General features: G+C 71.7%; 9 protein-coding genes and 1 pseudogene. 4 read left to right on the forward strand and 6 right to left on the reverse strand.

Annotation, left to right across the window (positions count from 1 at the left end; genetic code table 11):
* A partial coding sequence (locus AC08ON_RS05770) for a biotin carboxylase N-terminal domain-containing protein (protein WP_476616582.1) occupies positions 1 to 692 on the reverse strand: 692 nt, incomplete at its 3' end.
* Between the two features lie 108 nt (positions 693 to 800).
* On the opposite strand from AC08ON_RS05770, the gene AC08ON_RS05775 reads away from it, so the two are divergent.
* The gene (locus AC08ON_RS05775; RefSeq protein WP_476606742.1) at positions 801 to 1,967 is read left to right on the forward strand and encodes a saccharopine dehydrogenase NADP-binding domain-containing protein; all 1,167 of its coding nucleotides are present in this window, start codon (positions 801 to 803) and stop codon (positions 1,965 to 1,967) included.
* Positions 1,968 to 1,991: 24 nt separating this feature from the next.
* Here the strand turns inward: AC08ON_RS05775 and AC08ON_RS05780 are convergent, their stop codons facing one another.
* Positions 1,992 to 3,554 (reverse strand): type I glutamate--ammonia ligase, encoded by a 1,563-nt coding sequence (locus tag AC08ON_RS05780; RefSeq protein WP_476616583.1) that lies wholly within the window; start codon positions 3,552 to 3,554, stop codon positions 1,992 to 1,994.
* A 362-nt stretch (positions 3,555 to 3,916) separates the two neighbouring features.
* Here AC08ON_RS05780 and AC08ON_RS05785 point away from each other — a divergent pair, with 362 nt between their 5' ends.
* Positions 3,917 to 5,071, forward strand: a complete 1,155-nt coding sequence (locus tag AC08ON_RS05785) for an amidohydrolase family protein (RefSeq protein WP_476606744.1) — start codon at positions 3,917 to 3,919, stop codon at positions 5,069 to 5,071.
* A gap of 38 nt (positions 5,072 to 5,109) precedes the next feature.
* On the opposite strand, the gene AC08ON_RS05790 is transcribed toward AC08ON_RS05785, so the two are convergent.
* Positions 5,110 to 5,595: a VOC family protein gene (locus AC08ON_RS05790; protein WP_476606745.1), complete on the reverse strand. Its 486-nt coding sequence runs from the start codon at positions 5,593 to 5,595 to the stop codon at positions 5,110 to 5,112.
* Between the two features lie 97 nt (positions 5,596 to 5,692).
* On the opposite strand from AC08ON_RS05790, the pseudogene AC08ON_RS05795 reads away from it, so the two are divergent.
* Positions 5,693 to 6,858 (forward strand): annotated as a pseudogene (locus tag AC08ON_RS05795) (helix-turn-helix transcriptional regulator).
* 302 nt (positions 6,859 to 7,160) lie between these two features.
* On the opposite strand, the gene AC08ON_RS05800 reads toward AC08ON_RS05795, so the two are convergent.
* Both AC08ON_RS05800 and AC08ON_RS05805 read right to left on the reverse strand, forming a co-directional pair.
* The gene (locus AC08ON_RS05800) at positions 7,161 to 8,396 is read right to left on the reverse strand and encodes a sensor histidine kinase (RefSeq protein WP_476616584.1); all 1,236 of its coding nucleotides are present in this window, start codon (positions 8,394 to 8,396) and stop codon (positions 7,161 to 7,163) included.
* A 204-nt stretch (positions 8,397 to 8,600) separates the two neighbouring features.
* A complete protein-coding gene (locus tag AC08ON_RS05805) occupies positions 8,601 to 9,320 on the reverse strand; it encodes a response regulator transcription factor (RefSeq protein WP_476606748.1) in 720 nt (239 codons plus the stop codon).
* Positions 9,321 to 9,586: 266 nt separating this feature from the next.
* Between AC08ON_RS05805 and AC08ON_RS05810 the strand changes: the two genes are divergently transcribed.
* The gene (locus tag AC08ON_RS05810; protein ID WP_011434772.1) at positions 9,587 to 10,525 is read left to right on the forward strand and encodes an acyl-ACP desaturase; all 939 of its coding nucleotides are present in this window, start codon (positions 9,587 to 9,589) and stop codon (positions 10,523 to 10,525) included.
* A 63-nt stretch (positions 10,526 to 10,588) separates the two neighbouring features.
* Here AC08ON_RS05810 and AC08ON_RS05815 read toward each other — a convergent pair.
* On the reverse strand, positions 10,589 to 10,919 hold a 331-nt coding region (locus AC08ON_RS05815; RefSeq protein ID WP_476616585.1), incomplete at its 5' end, for a nucleoside/nucleotide kinase family protein.

Raw genomic sequence — 10,919 nt, forward strand, 5'->3', positions numbered from 1 at the left:
TGCACCGAGCAGTCCCGCTCGTACAGATGGATGATGTTGCCGTAGGCGTCGGCCAGGATCTGGACCTCGATGTGGCGCGGCCGGTCCACCGCCTGCTCCAGGAAGATCGTGCCGTCCCCGAAGGCGGCGGCGGCCTCCCGGGACGCGCTCGCCACCGCGTCGGCGAGGTCGGCGGGGCGTTCCACCCGCCGCAGGCCGCGCCCCCCACCACCGGCGGAGGCCTTGACGAACAGCGGGAAGCCGATCTCCTCGGCGGCGGCGAGCGCCCCGGCGCCCTCCGGCAGCGGCACCGAGGCGCGCAGCACCGGCAGCCCAGCGGCCAGCGCGGCGTCCCGGGCGGCGACCTTGTCTCCGGTCAGCCGCAGGACCGCCGGGGGCGGTCCGACGAAGGTGACGCCGGCGGTGGCGCACGCATCGGCGAGCACCGCCGACTCCGACAGGAAGCCGTAGCCGGGGTGCAGCGCGTCGGCCTCCGCCTGCTTGGCCACGGTGAGCAGGGCATCGATGTCCAGGTATCCGCGCACCGGGTGCCCGGGGCCACCGATCTCGTAGGCCTCGGACGCCTTTGTCCGGTGCAGCGCGGAAACGTCTTCGGGCGTGTAGACCGCCACCGTGCGCAGGCCCAGTTCCTGAGCGGCTCGGAAAACACGGACGGCGATCTCGCTACGATTTGCAACCAGTACCTTACGCACACGCGCCTCCTCGGACGGGTGCGCATCATTGTGGGGTGTGCAGGCCCTTGCGTGCCAAAGTAACGTCTCAAGGGCCACCTTCGACAGATGGGCATAACGTCGGGACCCATGACGGCCCGTATCGTAGTGTTCGGCGCGACCGGTTACACCGGCCGGCTGGTGACCGCGGAACTCGTGGCTGCCGGGCACCGACCTGTCCTCGCCGGCCGCACGGAGACCAGGGTCCGTGCCCTCGCTGCCGCCTACGACGGCCTGGAGACCGCCGTGGCTGGCGTGGCTGGCGTGGCCGACCGGATGGAGGCTCGGGACGCGGCCGACGGCGCGTCGCTGGCCCGCCTGCTCGGGCTCGGCACCGGGGACGTGCTCGTCTCCACGGTGGGCCCGTTCCGCCGGTTCGGGCGACCGGTCGTGGCGGCGGCGGCCGCGGTCGGCGCGCACTACCTGGACTGTTCCGGGGAGGGCGCGTTCCTGCGGCACGTCTTCACCGAGGTCGGCCCGCGAGCGGCGGCGTCCGGGGCGGCGTTGATCCCCGGCGCCGGCTTCGACTTCGTCCCCGGCAACCTCGCCGGAGCACTGGCCCTGCAGGCGGCCGGCGGCGAAGCCCGCCGCCTCGACGTCGGCTACCTCGTCATGGGCGCTCTCGGGATGAGCAGCGGAACGCGGGCAACCCTGCTGGCCGCGCTGACCGAGCCCGTCATCGTGCTGCGCGGCGGCGTCCTCGTCGAGCGCCCGCTCGCCCGCGAGGTGCGGTCCTTCCGATCGTCCGGCAAGGTCACCGGCGGGTCGGGCTGCCGGCGGGGACACCCGGCTGTGCTGTGGTCGGGAGGGGAGCCGTTCACCCTGCCCCGGCTCGCACCGGCGCTGACCGACGTCGCGACGTACATCGGCGGCGTCGACCGCGGCATCCGCGTGGGGCAGGCACTGTCGTTCCCCCTGTCCGGGCTGCGTCGTTTCCCACCGAGCCGGGCGCTGCTGGCCGCCGCCGCCCGGTCCGCCCTGCGGACGACCGGCCGCGGACCGGACCGGGCGGCGCGTGCCCGCGCCGGGGCGCAGGTGTTCGCGCTCGCCCGGGACGCCACCGGCCGGGAACTCGCCACCGTGCGGCTGGAAGGTCGCGACCCCTACGCCTTCACCGCTCGGATCATGGCATGGATGGCGGGACATCTCGCCGCGGGCACCGTCGCCCGCGCCGGCGCGCTTGGCCCGGTCGACGCCTTCGGCGTCGAGGACCTGGAGCGGGCCGCCGCCGCGGCCGGACTGCGCCGGGTGGGCTGATACCCGGTCAGCACCGCCGGCAGGTCAGTACCGCCAACGGGTCGCCGCGACGACGGCGGCCGGGTCGGCCTCGGCGAACCGGTCGATCTCCGCGCGCCGGACGGCGGCGACCGTGTCGTGCAGCTCCCGTCCCAGGGCGCGGTGCAACACCTCGTCGACCTCGAAGGCGGCGACCGCCTCGCTCAGGCTGGTGGGCAGGCGCCGGATGCCGCGGCGGGCCCGTTCGGCGGGGTCGAGCGAGGCCGGGTCAACGTCCACCGGCTCCGGCAACGTGGCCGCCGCCGCTAGCCCCGCCTGCCCGGCGGCCAGCAGACCGGCCACCAGAAGGTAAGGATTCGCGGCGAGGTCGAAGGATTTCACCTCCAGGTTCGCCGCCTGGCCGACCGCGGCCGGCGGCCCAGGGATCATACGCAACGCGGCCTCCCGGTTCTCCCGACCCCAGCAAGCGTGGACACCCGCCCACGTCGATGGCACCAGTCGCAGGTAGGAGGCAACGCTCGGGGCGCCGAGAGCCATCAGCGCCGGCAGCCGGCCGAGGATCCCGGCGGCGAACGCCTCCCCGGCAGCGGTCAGTCCGAGCGGCCCGTTGCCACCCGCCATGAGGTTGATCCGGCCCGGGCGGGCGGAGCCCCCACCGGTCCGGGCCAGACCACCCGGGTACGGGCCACCCGGGTACGGGCCACCGGAGTTCGCCCCACCCGGGCCTCCGCCCGAGGCCGTGGGCCGGGGCGGGGCCGGCGGCCGGTCGGGAGCGTCGCTCCACAGGCTCAGATGCACGTGGCCGCCGTTGCCCACGTTGTCGACGAGAACCTTGGGGGCGAACGAGACGCGCAGGCCATGGCGCCTGCTGACGCCGCGCACCGTCTCCTTGACCAGCACGCACGTGTCGGCGGCGCCGAGGGGATCCTGCGCGGCGACGGACACCTCGAACTGACCGACCGCGTACTCGGGATGGATCTGCTCGACGACCAGCCCCTCCTCGGTGAGCGCGGTGACCACGTCCCGCAGGTAGTCACCGAGTTCGGCCACCCTGATCGTCCCGTACGCCGGCCCGGAAGCGGCCGGGGCGAACTCGTCGGAACCGGCCGGGGAGACGGCCCATTCGACCTCGAACGCCATCATCGCCGTCAGGCCGTGCTCGGCGAGCAGGGCCGTCTGGAGGCGGACGAGTTCCCGGCCGTCCTGCGGGTGTGGTCGGCCGTCCTGGTCGCGACGGTCGGCGGGGGCCCAGGCCCAGCCGGGCTGGGCGGCGAGGGGTGTCAGCCGGTCCAGGTCGGGATGCAGCCGCAGATCCCCGACGGGACCTCCAGCGTAGCGCCCTGTCGTGATCGAGTCATCGGCACCGAACACGTCGAACACCGGCGACACGCCAACGCCCCACACCGCCGCCGTGCCGAGCCGGCCGATCGGCACCCCCTTCATCCGAGTGATGCCGCTGTTGTCGACGTAGGTCACCGCAACACAGACGACGCCGCGTACCTCCAGGTTCGTCGCCGCATGCCGGGCCGCCGAGGCGAGCCGATCACGCCTACGATCCTCTCCGGCGATGATCCGAGGGGCGAACTCGCCCAACGCAGGCTCGTTCATCCTCACCTTCCCCACGGGTCTCCCCTGTCCCCATGGTCGCGCGTACGCCTGCCGGACGCCGGGCGGGGCGTACGGCAGGGCGGCGCCTCACTCTCCCGCGATGTTACGGAGAGCAACAAAATTCGGCCGGATCGAAGGAGAAGCCAGCTGTTCACAACAAGCGCTCCGAGCGTTGTCCACAGTTGACGCCGACGCAAGAAGAGATGAAAACACGGCAACATCATCGACTTTCGGAACGACTGTCCCCAGGAAGCCAGGAGTAATCCACAAGTTATCCACAGGCCTGCCGTGGACTTGGGGATAACCGAGTGTGTCCAGTACGGTCAGGCATGACCCCACCTTCCAGGGGGGATCATCGATGGGTGGGCCGCCCGGTGGAACCTTTCGTAGATCACGAGCTCGTCGACCATCACTGCCATGGTCTGGTCGGCCGCGATCTGACTCGCCCGGAATTCGAAAGCATGATCACCGAGGCGGAACACCCCGGACCACCGGGGACGACGCTGTTCGACAGCCAGATCGGCTTCGCCCTGCGGCGCTGGTGCGCGCCGGTGCTCGACCTGCCGGCGCATGCCGCGCCGGAAGACTACCTCGAACGCCGGGCGGAGCTTGGCCACGCCGAGGTGCACCGGCGGCTGCTGCGTGCCTGCGGGATCACCACGTTCTGCGTTGACGCCGGATTCCAACCGGAGCCGCTGACCAGCGCCGCGGAGCTGGCCGAGCTCGCCGGCGGACGCGGCGTGGACGTGGTGCGGTTGGAGCGGGTCGCCGAGCAGGCTGCGGTCGACGTCATCACCGGGCAGATCGGCATGACCCACCTCGCCGACACCGTGCGGGCCCGGCTCGAATCCACCCGCCCCACCATGGTCGCGGTGAAGTCGGTCGCGGCCTACCGCGGCGGCCTGGAGCTGCCCGCGCAGCGACCGACCGACCGCGAGGTCGCCGCCGCCGCTCGCGGCTGGATCCACGAGATCCGCGCCGGCGCCCCGATCCGGCTGACCGACCCCACCCTGCATGCCTTCCTCATCTGGTGCGGGGTCGACGCGCGGCTCCCCATCCAGATCCACGTCGGATACGGGGACAGCGACATCGACCTGCGCCGGGGCAACCCACTGCTACTCACCGGCCTGCTGCGGGCGATAGCACCGACCGAGGTCAGTGTGCTGCTGCTGCACTGCTACCCGTTCCACCGGGAGGCCGGCTACCTGGCCCAGGTGTTCCCGAACATCTACCTTGACCTCGGGCTCGCCATCCACAACTGCGGCCGCGGCTCGGCCGGCCTGCTCGCGCAGGCACTCGAACTCGCCCCGTTCGGCAAGTTCCTCTTCTCCACCGACGCCTTCGCGCTCGGCGAGCTGTACCTGCTCGGGGCCGTCCTGTTCCGGCGTGGGCTGTCGGCGTTCCTCGCGGCGGGAGTCGCCGACGACGCCTGGACCGCGGCGGACACCGAGCGGGTCGCCCGGCTCATCTGCGCGGACAACGCCCGCCGCGTCTACAACCTGTACAACCTGCCCTGACCAGCGACCTGCCCTGACCAGCACGGGCGGCTCGGCGGTCAGCCGGCGGCGGCTGGCGGGCAGAGGCAGAACGGGTGACCGACCGGGTCGAGAAGCACCCGCCACCGGTCCCCGCCCGGCTGGAACTCGGCCTGCCTCGCCCCGAGGCCTTCCGCCAGGGCGATGGCGGCCGTCAGGCCGGCGACCCGGAAATCCAGGTGGAACTGCTGCGGGGAGTCCTGGTCCGGCCAGCGCGGCGGCTGGTAGCCCGCCACCCGCTGGAAACCGATCATGATCTCGGTCCCCGGTGGGGTGAGGTATGCCCAGGCCCCCTCGTCGTCGGCACCGGCGACGCCCCAGCCGGTCAACGTGCCGTAGAAGGTCGCGAGCTCCTTCGCGTCCGGACAGTCGAGCATCAGCCCGGCCCAGGTCACCGCCGCGTCACTCGCGAAGCCAGCACTTGCGGACCCAGCCGCCGCACCGGTAGCGGCCGTGTCCCCGGTCCTGTCCACACCCGTCTCCCGAGCCGGGTCCGTTCCCACCATGGCGATCTCCTTCGCGTTCCGGTGTCGATGCGTCGGATCCCATCCTCGAAGCCATACCTGACTTCTCCTGGCAGGTATGGCCCGGGGGGAATCGGGCATGCGTGCCAGCCGGCTCCTCTCCGTCCTGCTGCTGTTGCAGACCCGTGGGCGGCTCACGGCGCGTGAGATCGCCGACGAGCTCGAGGTCTCCGTGCGGACGGTCTACCGGGATCTGGAGTCCCTCGCCGAGGCCGGGGTTCCGGTGCTGGCAGACCGCGGTGCCACCGGCGGGTACCGGCTGCTCGACGGCTTCCGCACCCGGCTGACCGGGTTGACCTCCGGCGAGGCCGACTCCCTGTTCCTCGCCGGCATGCCGGCGGCCGCCGGCGAGCTTGGGCTCGGCACGATGCTCGCGGCGGCGGAACTGAAGCTGATGGCGGCGCTGCCCGAGCAGCTGCGCGAACGGGCCGGCCGGGTGCGGGAGCGCTTCCATCTCGACGCGCCCGGCTGGTTTCGGGCCACCGAGGACACGCCGCTGCTGACCGAGGTGGCAGCGGCGGTGTGGGAGCAGCGCCGCGTCCGGGTCGCCTACCGGCGTTGGCGGCCCCCCGCGAGATCATCCGGCACCTCGAACCGCTCGGCGTGGTCCTCAAAGGCGGCACCTGGTACCTGGTCGCCAACGTCGCACACGGCACCCAGGGCGTAGGCCTGGCCGAGGACGCTGGCAGCACCCGAGACCCTGACGGCACCCGAGCCGCAGGCGCCACCGAGAGTGCGGACGGCAGCGGAGGCACGGAACCGGCGGACGGGCCGGCCACTCTGCCCCGGGTGTACCGGGTCGCGAAGATCCTCAGCCTTGAGACGACCACCGAGACGTTCGAACGGCCGCATGGCTTCGACCTCGGTGCCTACTGGGCCGGCTGGACGGCCCGCTACGAATCCGAGGTCTACCGGGCGCGGGCGACCGTGCGGCTTTCCCCGACCGGCGTGACGATGGCCCCCTTCCGGCTCCCCCCGGCGGTCGCCCGCGCCGTCCGGGAGACGGCGAGCGCACCGGAGGAGGACGGCTGGGTACGCGCGGTCGTGCCGATCGAGTCCGTCCGGCACGCCGAGCGCGAGCTGCTCGTACTCGGCCCGGATCTGGAGGTGCTCCACCCCCCGGAGCTACGCGAGGCGATGACGCGCGCCGTGGGCGCGCTCGCCGCGCTATACGGCGCACCGGCGCCGGGCAACGACGGAAGTCGCAGGCCCGTCGCCGGGAACCACAATCTGCCGGTACCCTGACTGCCGGTACCCTGACTGCCAGTACCCTGAAGCCTCCGGACGCCGCGTGGCGCCTCGGCGCTTCGCCTGAATCACTGGGATGACGCCGGTACCAGGCTGCCAACCTTCACGGACGGTGGATGTCCACGCCCCTTACTCAGCGAGGGTCCACCCGTTCTTACACTCTGTACGCGACAGCAGGCTCTCCAGATAGGCGCGGGCCTGTTCCCTGGCCGTATCAGTACTGAAGACCGATGCGCCGGAAAGAGACCACATAGAGATCACTACGGCTGTGGTACTACGGCACACGAAGATGATGTCCGTTACCGGCTCCACGATGCCGCCTCCGGCACCGGCACCGGCAGCAGGAACCGGAAGACCGTGCCGGCGCCGACGGCACTGGACACCTCGACCCGGCCGCCGTGGGCGGCAGCGGTCGCCGCGACGATGGACAGCCCCAACCCGTTGCCACCATGCCCCCGGGCCCGGCTGTCCGCGGCCCGGTAGAAGCGGTCGAACACGTGCTCGGCGACCTCCGGTGGCATGCCCGGCCCGTGGTCGATGACGTGAAGCTCCGCGCCCCCGGGGGTCCCGGGACCGGCGGGGCCAGTCGGCGCAGCGTCCGCCGGCAGCGCCTGCAGCCGCACCTCGATCGGCGTCTCGGGCGGGGTGTGGACGCGGGCGTTGGTCAGGAGGTTGCCGGCGAGCTGGCGCAGCGCGTTCTCGTCGCCGAGGACGACGCAGCTCGCCGGGAGCTCGGCGCTCACCGGGCGCTCGGGGGCCGCGACCCGCAGGTCGGCGACGGCGTCGCGGACGAGCCCGGCGAGGTCGATCTCGGCCCGCCGCATCGGTCGCTGCTCGTCGAGGTGGGCCAGGTACAGCAGGTCGTCGACAAGGGTGCTCATTCGGGCGGCCTCCTCCTGGACCCGGCGTAGCGCGTCATCCGCGTCGACCGCCGTCACCATTCCGCCGCGCAGCAGATCGGCGTAGCCGCGGATCGAGGTCAACGGCGTCCGCAGCTCGTGGGAGGCGTCGGCGGCGAAGCGGCGGAGCTGCTCCTGGGATGCGACCCGGGCGGCGAACGCGGCCTGGATCTGGCCGAGCATCGTGTTGAGGGCCGTGGCGAGCTGACCGGTCTCCGAACGGGCCGACCCCGCCGGCACCCGCCGGTCGAGATCCCCCCCCCCGGCGATCGCCGACGCGGTGGAGATCATCTGACGCAGTGGACGCAGGCCACGGGTCAGCCACACCCAGGCGAGCACGGCGATCGCGGCAAGCACCGTGAGACCCACCGCAACTTCGATCATCACCAGTCGGTGGACCGTCTCCGTGACCGGCTTCAGCGGCAGCGCGACGAGGACCCGCGGCCCGCGCGGACTGTCCCGGACGACCGCTCGGTACCGCTCCCGGTCGGCGATGACGGTGAACGGTGCGGCACCCCGGTCCCCGGCGGCGTCCAGCAGGGGCGTGGCCGGCGGCGTGGGAGTCACCGAACCCACGATGCGCAGCATCGTCCCGTCCGTCCGCCGGATCTCCACCAGGTAGTCGGTCGGCGCCACGGCCCGCTCCACCCCGGCCCAGCGCCTCCCACCGGGACAGATAGACAGCGGCCGGCAGGCCGCCCAGCACCCGCGCGCGGGTGAGCTGCTGGTCGATCCGGTCGTCCAGGTAGGCACGCAGCGCGAACACGCTCGCCCCACCCACGATTACCAGTCCCAGTGCGGTCAGCGCGATCAGGCCGGACATCAGCTTCAGGCGGAGCGTCACCGGTTGGACCCCGCCACCGGAAGGCGCAGCACGTAGCCAAAACCGCGCTGGGTGTGGATGAGGGACGGGCCGTGCCGGCCGAGCTTGCGCCGCAGGTAGCTGACGTACTGGTCCACGATGGTCGACTCGCCCGCGTAGTCGTAGCTCCACACCGCGTCGAGGATCTGGGTCCTGGACAGCACCCGGTTAGGGTTGGTCAGGAAGTACCGCAGCAGGGAGAACTCCGTCGGCGACAGCTCGATCGGCTCCCCGGCGCGGCGGACGAGATGGGCGTCCGGGTCGAGTTCCACGTCGGCGAACCGCAGCGGGGACGGCGGCGCGGGTGCCGGTTCGGCCGGCGGAGGTGACGTCCGGCGCAGCACGGCCCGGACCCGGGCGACGAGCTCGTCGACGGCGAACGGCTTGGTGACGTAGTCGTCGCCGCCGTAGGTGAGGCCGGCGATCTTGTCCCGGTGAGCGTTGCGCGCGCTCAGGTAGACGACGGGTACCGGGTGCCCGTCCGCGCGCAACCTCCGGCAGATCTCGAAGCCGTCGATGTCGGGCAGCATCACATCAAGGATCATCAGATCCGGCCGGGCCGCGACGGCCAACCCAAGCGCCGCCCGACCGGTGGTCGCGGTCAGGACGTCGAAACCGTGGAAACGTAACGCCATCCGCAGCAGATCGACGATGTTCGGCTCATCGTCGACGACCAGCACACGCGGGGCAGTGGACATGTCCGGCTCCCTGGAGGCGACCTCGATGTGGCGGGTGGACGGCGATGTGGACGGCGATGCCAGCATCGTCCGCATCGAGTTCATCCGAGCACCATGAGAGTTCGGTGTGAGCCGGATGCCGACCGGGCGCGCCGGGACTGTCCGCCCGGGCCTGGCGAGGAGGCCCGGTCCCGCAGCGGGCACTGCCTCGGCGGAACAGTTCCACGCTCGGTAATCCACACCCGTGGGACATGGTTAACACATGATCCCTCTGGAACAGTTCCCCAATGAAATCACTCACGGACATCGACCTGATACGCGATCTGGAGCCCGTCGCCGAGGCCAACCTGAACCGGCATCTCGGCGTCGCTGCCGAATGGATGCCGCACGAGTACGTGCCCTGGGGCGAGGGCCGCGACTTCGACAGCCTCCCCTGGGAGCCCGGGCAGTCGAAGCTTTCGCAGATCGCGCAGATCGCGTTCGAGGTCAACCTGCTGACCGAGGACAACCTGCCCAGCTACCACCGAGAGATCGCGGACGCGTTCGGCCAGGACGGCGCCTGGGGAAGCTGGGTGCACCGGTGGACCGCCGAAGAGGGGCGCCACTCCATAGCGATGCGCGACTACCTCCTGGTCACCCGGGCGGTGGACCCGATCGCCCTCGAACGCAACCGCATGTACCAGATGGGCAAGGGCTACGACAGCCGGAACAAGTCCCCGCTGGAGGCAACGGTGTACGTCTCCTTCCAGGAACTGGCGACCCGGGTGAGCCACCGCAACACCGGCCGTTTCTGCGGGGAACCGATCGCCGAGAAGCTGCTCACGCGGGTGGCGACGGACGAGAACCTGCACATGATCTTCTATCGGAACGTGATCGCGGGGGCGCTGGAGCTCGACCCCTCGCGTACCGTGGTGGCCATCCGCGACGAGCTCGTCAACTTCCAGATGCCCGGCACCGGCATCCGTGACTTCGGCCGCAAGGCGATCCAGATCGCCCGGGCCGGCATCTACAACCTGCGCATCCACCACGACGACGTGGTGTTGCCGGTCCTGCGTCACTGGCGGTTCTTCGACCTGGAGGGCCTGAATGGCGAGGCTGAGAAGGCCCGCGAGGAGGTCTCCGCCTTCGTCACCGGGCTCGACGCCCTCGCGACGCAGCAGGAAGCGAAGCTGGCGCGGACCACGGAACGTGCCACCCGGCGAGCCAAGGCGCTGGCCTCGGCCTAACGCATAACCCAGAAACCCGGGAAACCCGGGAAACCCGGGATGGTCTCACTGTCCGTAGCGTCCCTACCGGGTGGCGAGGTGTTCGCAGATCGTGTCGACACCAGTCTCCCGGTCCACCACCAGCCACGGGGAGACCCAACTCCGGGCCGCCAGCTCCTTGTACATCCGCGCGCACCGCTCCTGCAGCCCGTCGTCGGATTCGAAGGTGTCCAGCGCCCGCCCCCGGTCGGCCCCGGCGCGGGCGAGCGTACCCGCCCGCGCCGTCCCCACCGGGATCCGCAGCAGGACCTGGAGATCGGGCACCGGCAGCGCGAGCGCGCCGAGTTCCAGCTCGGCGATCCAGGCGGGAAAGCTCTCCCGCTCGGTGGCCGGCAGCCGCGCCGCGCCGTACGCC

Source organism: Frankia sp. CoWAU3 (assembly GCF_977971855.1).

Excerpts from the sequence above, each read along its gene's own strand:
- AC08ON_RS05775 (WP_476606742.1), top strand. The coding sequence starts at position 801 with ATGACGGCCCGTATCGTAGTGTTCGGCGCGACCGGTTACACCGGCCGG.
- AC08ON_RS05780 (WP_476616583.1), bottom strand. The coding sequence starts at position 3,554 with ATGAACGAGCCTGCGTTGGGCGAGTTCGCCCCTCGGATCATCGCCGGA.
- AC08ON_RS05790 (WP_476606745.1), bottom strand. The coding sequence starts at position 5,595 with ATGGTGGGAACGGACCCGGCTCGGGAGACGGGTGTGGACAGGACCGGG.
- AC08ON_RS05805 (WP_476606748.1), bottom strand. The coding sequence starts at position 9,320 with ATGTCCACTGCCCCGCGTGTGCTGGTCGTCGACGATGAGCCGAACATC.
- AC08ON_RS05810 (WP_011434772.1), top strand. The coding sequence starts at position 9,587 with ATGAAATCACTCACGGACATCGACCTGATACGCGATCTGGAGCCCGTC.